A 16326-nucleotide genomic window follows, 5' to 3' on the forward strand; every position below is an offset into this window, starting at 1 on the left:
CTTGATAAAACAGGATAACAATCCGATGGCAAAGAATTACGCAGCGCTGGCCCACTCTGTGGTTGACGCTCTGGGCGGGGTGGACAATATCGCCGCCGTCACGCACTGCATGACACGTTTGCGCTTTGTAGTGAAGGATGAAACCCGTATCGACGCGTCAGCGCTGAAAAGCATCAGCGGCGTAATGGGCGTGGTGCGCAACGATAACCAGTGCCAGGTGATCATCGGCAACACCGTATCGCAGGCGTTCAGGGAAGTGGTGAGTCTGCTGCCGGAAGGTATGCAGCCGGTTGAGGTGCAGAGCACGCAAAAACTGACGCTGAAACGCATTGGCGCAGGCATTCTGGATGCGCTGATCGGCACCATGTCGCCGCTGATCCCGGCGATCATCGGCGGCTCCATGGTCAAGCTGCTGGCGATGATCCTCGAGATGACCGGTGTGCTGGAGAAAGGCGCGCCCACGCTGACCATCCTGACCGTGATCGGTGACGGCGCATTCTTCTTCCTGCCACTGATGGTGGCGGCCTCGGCAGCGGTGAAATTCAAAACCAATATGTCGCTGGCGATTGCCATTGCGGGCGTGCTGGTGCACCCAAGTTTTATCGAGCTGATGGCGAAAGCTGCCCAGGGTGAGCACGTGGAATTTGCCTTTATCCCGGTGACGGCGGTGAAATACACCTACACGGTGATCCCGGCGCTGGTGATGACCTGGTGCCTGTCCTACATCGAGCGCTGGGTCGATAAAATCACCCCGGCGGTAACGAAAAACTTCCTCAAACCGATGCTGATCGTGCTGATTGCCGCCCCGATCGCCATTGTGCTGATAGGCCCTGTCGGGATCTGGATCGGCAGCGCGATCTCAGCGCTGGTGTACACCATTCACGATTATCTCGGCTGGCTGTCGGTCGCCATTATGGGTGCGCTGTGGCCGCTGCTGGTGATGACCGGGATGCACCGCGTATTTACCCCGACTATCATTCAGACTATCGCCGAAACCGGCAAAGAAGGCATGGTAATGCCGTCGGAAATCGGCGCAAACCTGTCCCTCGGCGGCTCGTCGCTGGCGGTGGCGTGGAAAACCAAAAACCCGGAACTGCGCCAGACGGCGCTGGCGGCGGCGGCCTCTGCCATTCTCGCCGGGATCTCTGAACCAGCGCTGTACGGCGTGGCGGTGCGGCTTAAACGCCCGCTGATCGCAAGCCTTATCAGCGGCTTTATCTGCGGCGCGGTGGCGGGGATTGCGGGGCTGGCCAGTCATTCCATGGCGGCACCAGGGCTGTTTACCAGCGTCCAGTTCTTCGATCCGGCGAACCCGATGACCATTGTTTGGGTGTTCGGCGTGATGGCGCTGGCGGTGGTACTGTCGTTCGTACTCACCCTGCTGCTGGGCTTTGAAGATATTCCGGTTGAAGAAGACGCGGCGAAGGCGCGCGCGTTGCAGGCGGCACAGCCGACCCCGGCAACAGAAGCCCGGGCCTGATAAAAAAGAGGTAGTGAATGTCTGTATTTCCCGAAGGATTTTTATGGGGCGGCGCACTGGCCGCCAACCAGTCGGAAGGCGCGTATCGTGAAGGCGGAAAGGGCTTAACCACCGTTGATATGATCCCGCACGGCGCAAACCGTTTGCCGGTGAAGCTCGGTCAGGAAAAACGCTTTGCCCTGCGCGACGATGAGTTTTACCCAAGCCACGAGGCGATCGATTTTTATCATCGCTACAAAGAAGACATCGCCCTGATGGCGGAGATGGGCTTCACGGTGTTTCGCACCTCGATTGCCTGGGCGCGTCTGTACCCGAACGGCGATGAGCTGACGCCAAACGCCGAGGGCATCGCCTTCTATAAAGCGGTGTTTGCGGAGTGCAAAAAGTACAATATCGAACCGCTGGTAACGCTGTGCCACTTCGATGTGCCGATGCATCTGGTGGTGGAATATGGCTCCTGGCGCAACCGCAAAATGGTGGAGTTTTTCACCCGCTATGCACGCACCTGTTTTGAGGAATTCGACGGGCTGGTGAAATACTGGCTGACGTTCAATGAAATCAACATCATGCTGCACAGCCCGTTCTCCGGCGCAGGTCTGGTGTTTGAAGAGGGCGAAAATCAGGACCAGGTAAAATATCAGGCTGCGCATCACGAACTGATTGCCAGCGCGCTGGCGACCCAAATCGCCCATGAGGTGAACCCGCAAAACCAGGTCGGCTGTATGCTGGCGGGCGGCAATTTCTACCCGTACTCCTGCAAGCCGGAAGACGTGTGGATGGCGCTGGAGAAAGATCGCGAGAACCTGTTCTTTATCGATGTGCAGGCGCGTGGGGCGTACCCGTCTTACTCCGCCCGCGTGTTCCGCGAAAAAGGTGTCAGCATTGAGAAAGCGCCGGGCGATGATGAGATCCTGAAAAACACCGTCGATTTTGTGTCGTTCAGTTATTACGCCTCCCGCTGCGCTTCGGCGGAGATGAATGCGGGCAACACCAGCGCGGCGAACATCGTTAAATCGCTGAAAAACCCGCACATTCAGGCCAGCGAATGGGGCTGGGGCATCGACCCGCTTGGGCTGCGTATCACCATGAATATGATGTACGACCGCTACCAGAAACCGCTGTTCCTGGTGGAAAACGGGCTTGGCGCACGCGATGAAATGATTGATGGCGAGATCAACGACGACTACCGCATCAGCTACCTGCGCGAGCACATCCGCGCGATGGGCGACGCCATTGAAGACGGCATCCCGGTGATGGGTTACACCTCCTGGGGCTGCATCGATCTGGTCGCCGCCTCCACCGGGGAGATGAGCAAGCGCTACGGCTTCGTGTACGTGGACCGCGACGACGCGGGTAACGGCACGCTGGCGCGCACGCGTAAGAAATCGTTCTGGTGGTATAAGAAGGTGATTGCGAGTAACGGGGCGGATTTGGAGTGATGGTGGCGTAATACCCCTCACCCCGGCCCTCTCCCCAAAGGAGAGGGAGAAAATCAAGTCCGTGCTCGGTCTGTCCCCTCCCCTGCGGGAGAGGGTTAGGGTGAGGGGAAACCCGCCCTACTTCTTCGCCCGGTACTTCTCCGGTAACGCCGGCACCGGGCGCTTATCATCAATTAAATGCCGCACCGTCAAAATCGGGTGACGCCACAGCATTCGCGGCCCCGCCCAGCGCATAATCGTTTTCATCTCTTCGCGTTTTGCCGGTTGATAACAGTGCACCGGGCACTGCTTGCAGGCGGGCTTTTCCTCACCAAACACGCACTTCTCCAGCCGCTTTTCCGCATACGCGTACAGCGCATCGTAGTGCCCTGCCTGCGTTGAAGCTGCCGGGGATTTTGCCTGATACAGCGCAATCATTTTCCGAATGGTGAGTTTTTCACGCGCGATGCGTTTGCCGCTCATGACGAAATCACTCCTTAAAGAAAGATGCATTCATTCTACGCCTTTATATATTCCGGCAAAAGACGCCCTTTTTAGCGTGCAGATAGAATATTTTTCGCTCAGTGCCATAGCGTGTGCTATATAACTTAGCAAAGGCTATATCTGATGATTAATTAACCATAATGTAAAGAGGGACACTATGCCGCATTTGCCACGCCTGACCGTCGCGCTTTTTGCCGTTGCGTCTTCATTCATATTTATGCATTCCGCACAGGCGAAAGAGAAATTCAACGTCATCACCACCTTTACCGTGATCGCGGATATGGCGCAGAACGTGGCGGGCGATGCGGCGGAAGTGCACTCCATCACCAAACCGGGGGCGGAGATCCATGAATATCAGCCGACGCCGGGGGATATCAAACGCGCGCAGGGTGCACAGCTTATCCTCACTAACGGGCTCAACCTGGAGCTGTGGTTCGCTCGCTTTTATCAGAATCTGAAAGGCGTGCCGGAAGTGGTGGTCTCCAGCGGCGTAAAACCGATGGGGATCAGTGAAGGCCCCTATAACGGCAAACCGAATCCCCACGCGTGGATGTCGGCGGAAAACGCGCAGATCTACGTCGATAACATTCGCGATGCGCTGGTGAAATACGATCCCGACAACGCGGCGATCTATCGCCAGAACGCGCAGGCCTATAAAGAGAAGATCCAGCAGACGCTTGCGCCGGTGCGCACAAAACTCGACGCGCTGCCGGAAGACAAGCGCTGGCTGGTGACCAGCGAAGGCGCATTCTCCTATCTGGCGCGGGATTACGGACTGAAAGAACTCTATCTGTGGCCGATCAACGCCGATCAGCAGGGCACGCCGCAGCAGGTAAGAAAAGTGATCGACGCGATCAAGAAAAATCACATCCCAACGATCTTCAGCGAAAGCACCGTGGCCGATAAACCGACGAAGCAGGTGGCGCGCGAAACGGGAGCGCACTACGGCGGCGTGCTGTATGTCGATTCACTGAGCGCCGCGAACGGCCCGGTGCCGACCTTTATCGATTTACTGCGCGTGACCAGTGAAACCATCGTCACCGGCATTCAGGCCGGTGTGGAGGCGCAAAAATGACGGCCATTAACGCAGAGAACCTGCCGGGGCTGATGATCCAGGACGTCACGGTCACCTACCGCAACGGCCACACGGCATTGCGCGATACCACCTTTTCCGTGCCGCGCGGTTCCATTGCCGCACTGGTGGGCATCAACGGGTCGGGTAAATCCACCCTGTTTAAAGCGCTGATGGGCTTTGTCCGCCTGGCGCACGGCGAAATCACCATTCTCCAGCAACCGGTCAAACAGGCGCTGCGTCAGAATCTGGTCTCTTACGTGCCGCAGTCCGAAGAGGTGGACTGGTCGTTTCCGGTGCTGGTGGAAGACGTGGTAATGATGGGCCGTTACGGTCATATGGGCATGTTACGCCGCCCGAAGGAGGCGGATCATAACGCGGTAAATGCGGCGCTGGCGCGGGTCGGCATGACGGAGTTCCGCCACCGGCAGATTGGCGAGCTTTCCGGCGGGCAAAAAAAGCGGGTCTTTCTCGCCCGCGCCATCGCCCAGAACGGGCAGGTTATTCTGCTGGATGAGCCCTTCACCGGCGTTGATGTGCAGACCGAAGCCAGAATCATCGAACTGCTGCGCGAGCTGCGTGACGAGGGGCGCACCATGCTGGTATCGACGCACAATTTAGGCTCAGTCACTGAGTTTTGTGATTACACGGTGATGGTCAAAGGCACGGTGCTCGCCAGCGGACCAACGGAAACCACCTTTACCGCCGCCAATCTGGAACAGGCTTTCAGCGGCGTGCTGCGCCACGTGGTGTTAAGCGGCGGTGAAGAGCAGATCATCACCGACGATGAGCGCCCGTTTGTGGCCCGCAGGCTGCCGACGCAAGGAGAGCAACCGTGAACTGGCTGCTGGAACCCTTTAGCTATGAGTACATGCGCAACGCCATGTGGGTGTCGGCGCTGGTGGGCGGCGTCTGCGCGTTCCTGTCGTGCTACCTGATGCTGAAAGGCTGGTCGCTGATTGGCGATGCGCTGTCGCACTCCATCGTGCCAGGCGTGGCGGGCGCGTATATGCTCGGCCTCCCCTTCTCCCTCGGCGCGTTTTTATCCGGTGGGCTGGCGGCGGGGGCCATGCTGTTTCTTAATCAGCGCTCGCGCCTGAAAGAAGATGCGATTATCGGCCTCATCTTCTCCTCCTTTTTTGGCATCGGGCTGTTTATGGTGTCGCTCAATCCGATGTCGGTAAATATTCAGACCATTATCCTCGGCAATATTCTGGCGATTGCGCCGGAAGACATTCTGCAACTGGCGATTATCGGCGTGGTGTCGCTGGTGATTTTGTTCATCAAATGGAAAGACCTGATGGTGACCTTTTTTGATGAAAACCATGCGCGATCCATTGGGCTTAATCCGGCGCGGCTGAAAGTGCTGTTTTTCACCCTGCTCTCGGTTTGCACCGTTGCGGCTCTGCAAACTGTCGGCGCATTTCTGGTGATTTGCCTGGTGGTCACGCCGGGCGCAACCGCGTGGCTTCTGACCGACCGTTTTCCGCGCCTGTTAATGATTGCCGTGGCGATTGGCAGTCTCACCAGCTTTGCCGGAGCGTGGGTCAGTTATTACCTCGACGGAGCAACCGGCGGGATTATCGTGGTGGCGCAAACGCTGTTGTTTTTACTGGCCTTTGTGTTTGCCCCGAAGCACGGTTTGCTGGCCAACCGCCGCCGCGCGAAACAGTCCAGCCAGGAGGTCGCATCATGATGGAACCCTTCCAGTTTGATTTTATGGTCAACGCGCTGATGATTTCGGTGATTGTCGCCGTGCCCTGCGCGTTGCTCTCCGTATTTCTGGTGCTGAAAGGCTGGGCGCTGATGGGCGATGCAATGAGTCACGCGGTCTTTCCCGGCGTGGTCATCGCCTGGATCATCGGTATTCCTGTTGCCATCGGCGCGTTTATCGCCGGGCTTTTTTGCGCCATCGTCACCGGTTATCTCGACGATAACAGCCGGATCAAACGCGACACGCTGATGGGGATTGTCTTTTCCGGCATGTTTGGCGCGGGGCTGATTCTTTATATTTCCATTCAGTCGGAGGTGCATCTCGACCATATTCTGTTTGGCGACATGCTCGGCGTGGCGGTAGCCGACATCGTACAAACCAGTCTGATTGCCGCCGGAGTCACGCTGGTGATGTTACTGAAGTGGAAAGATTTTTTGCTGCACGCCTTCGATCCGCTGCAGGCGAAAGCGAGCGGCCTCAACACCACGCTTTTGCACTACGGCCTGCTGTGCATGATCGCGCTGACGATTGTTGCCACGCTTAAATCGGTGGGCATTATTTTGTCGATTTCCCTGCTTATCGCGCCGGGCGCTATCGCCGTTCTGCTGACGCGCCGCTTTGCGCAGGCGATGTGGCTGGCGGTCGGGCTGGCGGTGAGTGTTTCATTCGCGGGCGTTTATCTCTCTTTCTGGCTCGACAGCGCCCCCGCGCCCACGATTGTGGTGCTCTTTACCGCTGTCTTTGTGGTGGCGTTCATTGTGGCCAGTGTGAAAGACAGGCAGGCCCTGAACCGGCCTTCTGCATCATGACGATTTAGATAACAGCACAATAGTTTCATAATGCAATTTATTGTTTTGCAACGATAAAAAAATAGCTGCCTGATGGTGACGTAACTTTACAAAACAGGGCCTAAGGCAGCAAAATGCTCCCTGACTTAAACTTAAATTTGTCGCCGCTTTTTTCAGCGGGCAAGTGATGGATATCGTGTTAACGAACTTAATCACTGGGCGGCTTTTGCTGTTCATGAGATGCTTGTCGTTACAGTAGTTTTACATCATGATTTAAGAAAAGATGATGTAACCAGGGTTTTGCGTGAGGGTGGTGAATGTTTTCTTTTGTCGCAAGGCAGGCAATTTTTGATGAAAAACTCAATATCTTCGGGTATGAGCTTCTCTTCAGGGATAGCATGACAAATCGCTTTCCCGATGTCTCGCCTGAACACGCGACCGCGCAGCTTATCGAAGAGCAATTCCTCGGTGCGCCGACCGGCAGACAAAATGAAGGCAGCGTTGTTTTTGTTAACTTTCCTTATGAACTGCTGATTAAAGGTCTGGCGGAAACGCTGCCCAAAGACCGGGTAATTGTAGAAATCCTCGAAACCGCAGAACCTACGCCCCGCCTGCTGGAATCCATTAAACAGCTTCACAAAAAAGGGTTTCGCATTGCGCTGGATGACTTTTCCCTGAGCAATAACTGGAATGCGTTTATTCCTTATATCGACATCATCAAGTTTGACGTGCATGAAAGCACCCTGCAGGAAATCCAGTCCTATATTTTCCACAATAAGGATTTGCTGAAGGACACGGTATTTCTGGCAGAGAAAGTCGAAACCATTGAAGAGTTTGAAACCTATAAAAATATGGGATTCACGCTGTTTCAGGGGCATTTTTTTAGCAAGCCCATTATTTTTAAAACCAAAAAAATCATTCAGAATCAGATTATTGCGCTGCGGCTTATTCAGGAAGTAAACGCCGAAACGCCCGATTTGATTCAGATTGAAGAGCTGTTAAAACGGGATATCGCGCTGTCGTTTAAAATTCTGCGCTATGCGCAAAATATTCTCTACAACGCGCGCGGGATTCGCGGCAGCCGCAGCCAGTCGATCAAAGATATTGTGGTGTATCTGGGCGTGACCGAACTGCGTCGCTTTGTGCTGGTGGCCTGCCTCACCTCGTTTAATAACGCCAAAACTAACGAAATCTACTATTCGAGTCTTATCCGCGCACGATTTTGCGAGCTGGCGGCCAACCGCCTGCTGGGTATTCACTCGTCAAACGATGCCTTTATGGTGGGCCTGTTTTCATTGCTGGATGTCATTCTTGAGATCCCACAGGAAGAGCTGATCGATCAGGTAGTCATTTCCGCCGATGTCAGAATTGCGCTGCATGAGCGTAAAGGGATGCTCTACCAGTTGGTGAATCTGGTGCAGCTCTATGAAAACCGGGAGTGGGAAGAAGCCAGTCTTGAGGCGAAAAAAGTCGGGCTGACCCGCGGGATTGTGGCTGAAATGATGAATGAAGCCACCAAATGGGCCGACGAAATGCCGTTAAGCAAACCGGCAAGAAATACGTTTGACCGCTCACAGCGCTATCGCTAAGACAGACCAGACGTTGCCGGGCGACGACCGACCCGGCCTCGTATTATCTGCGCTTCATTCGCTTTCTTTCTGAATACATAACCGAATCGCTGTCTTTAAGCATGGCGAGAATATCGGGATATTTATCCGCATCACTTTCCAGCACGCTGTAAGCGTAATTAATGGGATATTTGTTTCCCGGCATACTATTCAGGTCATCAAGGGTGCTCTGTAAATTAAACAGGAATGCGTCGGCATCAAATCCCTTGTCATGAGGCAGCAGCACAGCAAACGCACTGCTATCAATACGCCCGCAGACATCCTCATTACGCAGACAGCTTTTCAGGCTTTTCGCAAAGGTGCGTAAAGTATTATCCCCTTCTTCATGGCCCAGAATATCATTCAGCGACTGTAAGTTACCGACCACAAAATAGAGCAGACTAAAAGGAGCATCAGTCTTTGTCAGTTCAGTAAAACGCTTATCGCCCACACGAAGGAAACCGCGCTTATTCGGCAAATCAGTTAATTTATCGGTCATCGCCTGACTGATAATTAAAAACTCATCCTCGACAATCGATCCCACATCGAGCAGCAGATTGATCTCCTCAGATGAAAATTCGCGTGGCTGATCGTCAATAATGCACACCGTTCCGGCAATAGAGCCATCCGGTAAATGCACCGGGCAACCAGCATAGAAACGCACATAGGGCTCGCCGGTCACAAAAGGATTATGTTCAAAACGCTCATCTTTACGCGCATCTTTCACGATCAACGCGCCTTCCTGCAAAATAGCGTGGGCGCAAAACGAGACATTGCGGGCCGTTTCTTTTATATCAACGCCCGACCGTGAAACCAGCCACTGACGATCGCGATCGAGTAATGAAATAAGGGCAATCGGGACATCAAACGTCGCTTTTGCCAGACGCGTCAGGCGGGACAAGCGCTCGTCATCGTTTTTATCCAACAAATCCATCATATAGAGCGATTTGAGACGTTGGGCTTCATTCTCAGGAAAGGCGGGTAATTTCATAAGCGTCCCTCATCTATAGTCTTACTAATATACGCGAGAATGATGGGTTTAATAGTACCGACGGGTGATTGCGAAATAATATATTCTCAGTTTGAGAACCCCGACAAAATGCGTTTCCGCTGTAGCCTTCTGATATTGACGCCGCCAATGTCTGCGCCCTGTCTGTTGTGCTACCATGCTTCATTGTGAGAGTTAGCGCGATATTATGAGTGATTAAGGGTGATTACGTGACCGACTATGATGCATTTCCTGAGCAGCGCCAGGCCCTGATTGAGCAGATGTTGCTGGATACCGGCAGGGTTGTCGGTGCCGACGCCGCCCGGAAACTGGGCGTCTCTGAACATACGATTCGCCGCGATCTGCAGGAACTGGCGCGTAAAGGATTGTGTAAAAAGGTCTACGGCGGCGCGGTCAGCCAGTTTAAACAGGCCGATAACTTCGAAATCCGCGTCTCACAAAACGTGCAGGAGAAGACCGACGTTGCCCGGCGCTGCGCGCAATTGATCCGCCCGGATAGCTGTATTTTCATTGATTCCGGCTCGACCTATCTGGCGATGGTGGAGTTTATCCCGGCCGATCTGGAACTAACGATTGTCACCAATTGCCCGCAGATCGCCGCCGCGCTGTGCCGACGCACCAATGGCGAGCTGATTTTACTCGGCGGCAAAATGAACGTGCATACCGGCAGCGTGCTGGGTTCTGAGCCGCTCAATCAGATCCGCGATATGCTGTTTGATCAAACTTTTATTGGCGTGTGCGGGCTGGATCCCCAGGCCGGACTCAGCGCGGTTTATTACGAAGATGCCTGCTTTAAAAAAGAAGTGCTTAAGCAGAGTAACGAAGTGATCGCAGCGGTGATTGCCGACAAAATGCCGCAGGTGGCGCGCTATAAAGTGGCGTCCTGTGAGGAAATCGACATCGTGGTGGTGAGCCGCGATACCCACACCGACGCCTTCGCCCACACCAGTTTGCAGATTGAAGTTGCGGAATAAGCCTCGCAACTCGCCCCGCCCGTTGTTTTCCTGCCACAGAGAGTCCGTTATGATACAGCGCACTCATTCATGAACGGGCTTACCGGCGCATGAAATCTAGTGAGACAAGGTGATAACCATTCAAAACAATAAAATCACCGCTCATGACATTAAAGAAAATGGACATCATAAGCTGATGAGTACACAAGAGAATTTCGACGCCCATACCCCCATGATGCAGCAGTACCTGAAGCTGAAAGCACAGCATCCGGACATTTTGCTGTTCTACCGTATGGGCGATTTTTACGAGCTGTTTTATGACGACGCCAAACGAGCGTCGCAGTTGATGGACATTTCGCTGACCAAACGCGGTGCCTCGGCGGGCGAGCCGATCCCGATGGCGGGCGTGCCGCATCACGCGGTAGAAAACTATTTAGCGAAGCTGGTCAGTCTTGGCGAATCGGTGGCGATCTGCGAGCAGATTGGCGATCCGGCCACCAGCAAAGGGCCGGTAGAGCGTAAAGTAGTGCGCATTGTCACGCCTGGCACCATCAGCGACGAAGCGTTGTTACAGGAGCGTCAGGACAATCTGCTCGCCGCAATCTGGCAGGACAGTAAAGGCTACGGTTTTGCCACGCTGGATATCAGTTCCGGGCGTTTTCGCGTCAGCGAACCGGCGGATCGCGAGACGATGGCCGCAGAGTTGCAGCGCACCAATCCGGCTGAACTGTTGTACGCAGAAGATTTTGCCGAGACATCGCTGATTGAAGGCCGCCGTGGACTGCGCCGCCGCCCGCTGTGGGAGTTTGAAATTGACACCGCGCGCCAGCAACTGAATCTGCAATTCGGCACCCGCGATTTAACGGGCTTCGGCGTGGAGAACGCCCCGCGTGGCCTGTGCGCCGCTGGTTGCCTGCTGCAATATGTCAAAGATACGCAGCGCACCTCTCTGCCGCACATTCGCTCCATTACCATGGAACGTCAGCAGGACAGCATCATTATGGATGCTGCCACGCGCAGAAATCTGGAAATCACCCAGAACCTGGCCGGTGGATTTGAAAACACGCTGGCGTCGGTGCTCGACTGCACCGTCACGCCGATGGGCAGCCGTATGCTCAAGCGCTGGCTGCACATGCCGGTGCGTAATACCGATGTGCTGATTGATCGTCAGCAGTCGATCGGTGCCCTGCAGGAAATGACCGCTGAACTGCAACCGGTGCTGCGTCAGGTCGGCGATCTGGAGCGTATTCTGGCGCGTCTGGCGCTGCGTACCGCCCGCCCGCGCGATCTGGCGCGTATGCGTCATACTTTCCAGCAATTACCAGAACTGCGGGCGCTGCTTGCCGACGTTAACAGCAAGCCGGTGCAAAAATTGCGCGAGCAGATGGGCGAGTTTACCGGGCTGCGCGAACTGCTGGAGCGGGCAATTATCGATGCCCCGCCCGTGCTGGTGCGCGACGGCGGCGTCATTGCGCCAGGGTACAACGAGGAACTCGACGAGTGGCGCGCGCTCTCTGCGGGTGCGACGGATTATCTGGATAAACTGGAAATCCGCGAGCGTGAAAAGCTCGGTCTGGACACCCTCAAAGTCGGCTATAACGCGGTGCACGGCTACTTCATCCAGATCAGCCGCGGGCAGAGCCACCATGCGCCGATCCACTATGTCCGCCGTCAGACGCTGAAAAACGCCGAGCGCTACATTATTCCTGAACTGAAGGAATATGAAGACAAGGTGCTGACCTCCAAAGGAAAAGCGCTGGCGCTGGAAAAACAGCTTTATGACGAACTGTTTGATACCCTGCTGCCGCACCTGGCCGATTTACAGCAAAGCGCCGCTGCGCTGGCCGAGCTGGATGTGCTGGTGAATCTGGCTGAACGCGCCGATACGCTCAATTACACCTGCCCGACCTTTATGGATAAACCGGGCATTCGCATCACCGAAGGTCGCCATCCGGTGGTGGAGCAGGTGCTGAACGAACCGTTTATCGCCAACCCGCTGTCGCTCTCCCCGCAGCGTCGGATGCTGATCATCACCGGCCCGAACATGGGCGGTAAAAGTACCTATATGCGTCAGACTGCACTGATTGCGCTGCTGGCGTGGATTGGCAGCTACGTGCCGGCGCAAAAAGTCGAGATCGGCCCGATTGACCGCATCTTTACCCGCGTGGGTGCGGCAGACGACCTGGCGTCGGGCCGCTCGACCTTTATGGTGGAGATGACCGAAACCGCCAACATTCTGCACAACGCTACCGAGCACAGCCTGGTGCTGATGGATGAAATCGGGCGCGGCACTTCCACTTATGACGGTCTCTCCCTCGCCTGGGCCTGTGCCGAAAACCTCGCGAATCGTATTAAGGCACTGACCCTGTTTGCGACTCACTATTTTGAACTGACTCAGTTGCCGGAAAAAATGGAAGGCGTGGCGAATGTGCATCTCGATGCGCTGGAGCACGGCGATACCATTGCCTTCATGCACAGCGTGCAGGACGGTGCGGCGAGCAAGAGCTACGGTCTGGCAGTAGCCGCCCTCGCAGGCGTGCCGAAAGAGGTTATCAAACGTGCGCGCCAGAAGCTGCGCGAGCTGGAAAGCATCACGCCAAATGCGGCAGCCACCCAGATCGACGGCACGCAAATGTCGCTGCTCACCCCGCCAGAAGAGACCAGTCCGGCGCTGGAAGCGCTGGAAAATCTCGATCCCGACACCCTTACTCCCCGCCAGGCGCTGGAGTGGATTTATCGCCTGAAAAATCTGGTCTGATCCTCATGCCGGGAACTGGGAGTGTTCTCAGTTCCCGGGCAAGCCTGGTCTCAGCTTCTATACTTAGGACTTCATTGACGAAAAAAGGAGCGAAGACATGACGATTCATAAAAAAGGTCAGGCACACTGGGAAGGCGATATTAAGCGCGGTAAAGGGACTATCTCTACTGAAAGCGGCGCGCTGAAAGAGCAACCGTATGGCTTTAACACCCGCTTTGAGGGTGCCGCCGGGACCAACCCGGAAGAACTCATTGGTGCAGCACACGCGGGCTGCTTCTCTATGGCGCTGTCGCTGATGCTGGGTGAAGCGGGCTACACCGCCGAAAGCATTGATACCACGGCGGATGTGTCGCTGGATAAATCCGGTGAAGGCTTTGCGATTACGAAAATCGCGCTGACCAGTAAGGTCAAAGTGCCGGGCATCGATCAGGCGGCGTTTGATCCGATTATTAATAAAGCGAAAGCGGGCTGCCCGGTTTCACAGCTGATCAAAGCGGAAATTACGCTGGATTATACGCTGAACTAAGACTGGCAAGACCCTCACCCCGGCCCTCTCCCTCAGGGAGAGGGTGAAAAGCAGCCCGCGCTCGATCTGTTCCCTCTCCCCAGGGGAGAGGGTTAGGGTGAGGGGCCACAACTCAACAAAAAGCACAAAAGAAAAAGGCCAGTCATATGACTGGCCTTTCTGAAATGGTTTTGCTTACTCGCGGAACAGCGCTTCGATATTAAGCCCCTGTGCCTGCAAGATTTCGCGCAGACGACGCAGACCTTCAACCTGAATCTGGCGTACACGTTCACGCGTCAGACCGATTTCACGACCTACATCTTCAAGCGTAGCCGCTTCATAACCCAGCAGACCGAAACGACGTGCCAGCACTTCACGCTGTTTGGCGTTCAGTTCGAACAGCCATTTGACGATACTCTGTTTCATGTCATCGTCTTGCGTGGTGTCTTCCGGACCGTTTTCTTTTTCGTCGGCCAGGATATCCAGCAGCGCTTTTTCAGAATCACCACCCAGCGGGGTGTCTACTGAGGTAATGCGCTCGTTGAGACGCAGCATACGGCTTACATCATCAACCGGTTTATCAAGCTGTTCAGCAATCTCTTCAGCGCTCGGTTCGTGGTCCAGTTTATGGGACAACTCACGCGCGGTACGCAGATAGACGTTCAGCTCTTTAACAATGTGAATCGGCAGACGAATAGTACGGGTTTGATTCATGATCGCCCGTTCGATGGTCTGACGAATCCACCAGGTTGCATACGTTGAGAAACGGAACCCACGCTCCGGGTCAAACTTCTCAACGGCGCGGATAAGCCCCAGATTGCCCTCTTCAATCAGATCCAGCAGTGCAAGACCACGATTGCTATAACGACGGGCAATTTTTACCACCAGACGCAGGTTACTTTCAATCATGCGGCGGCGGGAGGCAACATCTCCACGCAGTGCGCGACGTGCAAAATAAACTTCTTCTTCAGCTGTTAACAGCGGAGAGTAACCGATCTCTCCAAGGTAGAGCTGAGTCGCGTCCAACACACGTTGTGTTGCACCCTGCGATAACAGTTCTTCTTCAGCTAAATCGTTATCACTGGGTTCCTCTTCATTCAAGGCTTTCTCGTCGAAAACCTCAACTCCGTTCTCATCAAATTCCGCGTCTTCATTTAAATCATGAACTTTCAGCGTATTCTGACTCATAAAGGTGGCTCCTACCCGTGATCCCTTGACAAAGCGACTGCACACTCTTCATTTCGCGTTAGCAGCAATCTTTAAGACGCCGCAACGACACCATGGGAGTGTCTCAACAACTTTGCCGAATTATCGCTGCGGCAAATAACGCAGCGGGTTTACGGATTTCCCCTTGTAACGAATTTCAAAATGCAAACGTGTAGAACTGGTTCCGGTGCTACCCATGGTAGCTATCTTCTGCCCCGCCCTGATTTCTTGTTGTTCCCGGACCAGCATTGTATCGTTATGGGCGTAGGCACTCAGGTAATCATCGTTGTGTTTGATGATGATTAGATTACCGTAACCGCGCAGGGCGTTACCGGCATATACAACGCGTCCGTCTGCGGTCGCAGTGATAGCCTGTCCCTTACTTCCCGCGATATCGACCCCTTTGTTACCGCCTTCGGTAGCAGAGAAGTTGTCGATAACTTTGCCTTCAGTCGGCCAGCGCCATGCTGATATCGGCGCACTGGTAGACGAGCTGCTGGCTGTCGGTTCGGTGGTGCTAACAGGTGGTGCCGTTACTGGCGCAACAACCGTAGTCGAAGGCTTATTGTTCGGCAACATTTTGTTAGCACTTTGTTCACCTGAATCCTCAGAATACGTAATTGTCGGAGTGGACGCAACCACTACGGTGGAATTTTGTGCAGGTTTGGTCACGATTCCTTGCGCTGAAGCATCAGCCTGAGTGATAGCATTTCCGCCAGTTATCGGTGTACCGGATGCGCTACCCACCTGAAGAACCTGGCCGACATTCAGGCCATACGGGGCGGCAACGCTGTTTCGCTGCGCCAGGTCACGGAAATCGTTCCCGGTGATCCAGGCAATGTAAAAGAGTGTGTCGCCTTTTTTCACAGTGTAAGTACTGCCGCCGGTATAGCTACCTTTCGGAATGTTCCCATACTTGCGGTTGTACACAATACGCCCATTTTCCGTTTGTACGGGTGTTTCAACGACCGGCTGCATTTGTGTCGGTTGTGTTTGCACAGGGGTCATTGCTGGCGGAGTCTGCACAGGCTGAACAGGTTGAATCGGCTGTGACTGCGAGCCCATTTTAGGCGGTGGCGTGATTAACATCCCGGAACTGGAGCTGGAGCTGCTTTCGCCACCAACGGAGCTGACCGGCGCAGGTGCATTATCGGAATTCGTACAGCCCGCCAGCCAAAGCGAAACCAGTGATACTGCCGCAATGCGGCTTACGGTGAATTTAGGGCTTCCCGCGCTCATTTATCCCCCAGGAATGTGTTAACTGCCAGTGACGTAATAATGACCGTGAGGGCCAATTTAAAAATTTTCCCCA

Annotated in this window: 14 protein-coding genes; 10 read left to right on the top strand and 4 right to left on the bottom strand. The window is 54.6% G+C overall.

Going from position 1 to position 16326, the window contains the following annotated elements:
- Positions 1-25 precede the first annotated feature (25 nt).
- Positions 26-1480 (top strand): PTS cellobiose/arbutin/salicin transporter subunit IIBC, encoded by a 1455-nt coding sequence (ascF, locus tag BM373_RS20210; RefSeq protein ID WP_090465663.1) that lies wholly within the window; start codon positions 26-28, stop codon positions 1478-1480.
- 17 nt (positions 1481-1497) lie between these two features.
- Positions 1498-2919 (top strand): 6-phospho-beta-glucosidase, encoded by a 1422-nt coding sequence (locus tag BM373_RS20215; RefSeq protein WP_090465666.1) that lies wholly within the window; start codon positions 1498-1500, stop codon positions 2917-2919.
- 117 nt (positions 2920-3036) lie between these two features.
- On the opposite strand, the gene BM373_RS20220 is transcribed toward BM373_RS20215, so the two are convergent.
- Positions 3037-3381 carry a nitrous oxide-stimulated promoter family protein gene (locus BM373_RS20220; RefSeq protein WP_090465669.1) on the bottom strand — a complete coding sequence of 115 codons (345 nt, stop codon included), beginning with the start codon at positions 3379-3381 and terminating at the stop codon, positions 3037-3039.
- 178 nt (positions 3382-3559) lie between these two features.
- Between BM373_RS20220 and BM373_RS20225 the strand changes: the two genes are divergently transcribed.
- From BM373_RS20225 to BM373_RS20245, 5 genes are all read left to right on the top strand, one after another.
- Entirely contained in the window at positions 3560-4477 is a 918-nt protein-coding gene (locus BM373_RS20225) for a metal ABC transporter substrate-binding protein (protein WP_090465672.1), read from the top strand.
- Positions 4478-4509: 32 nt separating this feature from the next.
- On the top strand, positions 4510-5313 hold the full coding sequence (locus BM373_RS20230; protein WP_090465832.1) for a manganese/iron ABC transporter ATP-binding protein: 804 nt from the start codon (positions 4510-4512) through the stop codon (positions 5311-5313).
- On the top strand, positions 5310-6170 hold the full coding sequence (gene sitC / locus BM373_RS20235; protein ID WP_090465676.1) for an iron/manganese ABC transporter permease subunit SitC: 861 nt from the start codon (positions 5310-5312) through the stop codon (positions 6168-6170). The genes BM373_RS20230 and sitC overlap by 4 nt, the downstream gene beginning before the upstream one ends.
- Positions 6167-6997, top strand: a complete 831-nt coding sequence (sitD, locus tag BM373_RS20240; RefSeq protein WP_090465679.1) for an iron/manganese ABC transporter permease subunit SitD — start codon at positions 6167-6169, stop codon at positions 6995-6997. Before sitC ends, sitD begins: the two co-directional genes overlap by 4 nt.
- 377 nt (positions 6998-7374) lie before the next feature.
- Positions 7375-8565 carry an EAL and HDOD domain-containing protein gene (locus BM373_RS20245; RefSeq protein ID WP_256214707.1) on the top strand — a complete coding sequence of 397 codons (1191 nt, stop codon included), beginning with the start codon at positions 7375-7377 and terminating at the stop codon, positions 8563-8565.
- A 43-nt stretch (positions 8566-8608) separates the two neighbouring features.
- Here BM373_RS20245 and BM373_RS20250 read toward each other — a convergent pair whose 3' ends face one another.
- Entirely contained in the window at positions 8609-9574 is a 966-nt protein-coding gene (locus tag BM373_RS20250; protein ID WP_090465685.1) for a sensor domain-containing diguanylate cyclase, read from the bottom strand.
- A gap of 227 nt (positions 9575-9801) precedes the next feature.
- On the opposite strand from BM373_RS20250, the gene BM373_RS20255 reads away from it, so the two are divergent.
- From BM373_RS20255 to BM373_RS20265, 3 genes are all read left to right on the top strand, one after another.
- Positions 9802-10566 (top strand): DeoR/GlpR family DNA-binding transcription regulator, encoded by a 765-nt coding sequence (locus BM373_RS20255; RefSeq protein ID WP_090465688.1) that lies wholly within the window; start codon positions 9802-9804, stop codon positions 10564-10566.
- A 175-nt stretch (positions 10567-10741) separates the two neighbouring features.
- Entirely contained in the window at positions 10742-13303 is a 2562-nt protein-coding gene (gene mutS / locus BM373_RS20260; RefSeq protein WP_090465835.1) for a DNA mismatch repair protein MutS, read from the top strand.
- Between the two features lie 97 nt (positions 13304-13400).
- Complete coding sequence (locus tag BM373_RS20265) at positions 13401-13829, top strand: OsmC family protein (protein ID WP_090465691.1); 429 nt, start codon at positions 13401-13403, stop codon at positions 13827-13829.
- Between the two features lie 174 nt (positions 13830-14003).
- Here the strand turns inward: BM373_RS20265 and rpoS are convergent, their stop codons facing one another.
- Together rpoS and nlpD are read right to left on the bottom strand one after the other, a co-directional pair.
- Positions 14004-14996 carry an RNA polymerase sigma factor RpoS gene (gene rpoS / locus BM373_RS20270; protein ID WP_090465694.1) on the bottom strand — a complete coding sequence of 331 codons (993 nt, stop codon included), beginning with the start codon at positions 14994-14996 and terminating at the stop codon, positions 14004-14006.
- Positions 14997-15116: 120 nt separating this feature from the next.
- On the bottom strand, positions 15117-16253 hold the full coding sequence (nlpD, locus tag BM373_RS20275) for a murein hydrolase activator NlpD (RefSeq protein WP_090465697.1): 1137 nt from the start codon (positions 16251-16253) through the stop codon (positions 15117-15119).
- Positions 16254-16326 lie beyond the last annotated feature (73 nt).

This window comes from Enterobacter sp. kpr-6 (assembly GCF_900116015.1).
Classification (GTDB): Bacteria; Pseudomonadota; Gammaproteobacteria; order Enterobacterales; family Enterobacteriaceae; genus Enterobacter_D.